Annotated in this window: 1 protein-coding gene; it reads right to left on the reverse strand. The window is 61.9% G+C overall.

Going from position 1 to position 470, the window contains the following annotated elements:
* The coding region (locus J5M71_RS27975) for a DUF3142 domain-containing protein (protein WP_207838824.1) at positions 1–470 on the reverse strand (470 nt) is incomplete at both ends.

Here is a 470-nt window from a genome sequence, read left to right on the forward strand (position 1 = left end):
AGATAGAACGGTTTGTCGCTGACATGTGCCCAGGCCTTGGCCCACTTCAACGCCTGCCTGGCGTCGAAAAGACCCAGTCGCGGATCGCTCACGGCGTGGACTTGCAGCACGCTGCTGTCGACGCTTCGCAACAGCGCCGGCAACTGCGCGCTATCGAGCCAGGCCGGTAGCGCGGTGATGCTCAAAGGCAACGATGGCGGCAAGGCCGCACGCAAGTGTTTGATGAATTCAGCGTACACGGGCAGCCGCGCGTTGCCGGCATCGTGGTCGATTTCGATACCGTTCAGCGTGAGGCCTTGCGCTTGCCAATCGGCAATGACCTGCAGAATCTGCTCGGTGACCTGCTGCTGGTCCAGCGACTGCAACTGGCCATCGAGGCGAATCACTGCGATCAGAGCGCGACCATCAGCTTTCAACAACGCCGGATCAACTCGCGCCCTGCTCCACCGCTCGCCGGGAAAGGCCTGCAA

This window comes from Pseudomonas sp. 43(2021), from assembly GCF_017490805.1.
Classification (GTDB): Bacteria; Pseudomonadota; Gammaproteobacteria; order Pseudomonadales; family Pseudomonadaceae; genus Aquipseudomonas.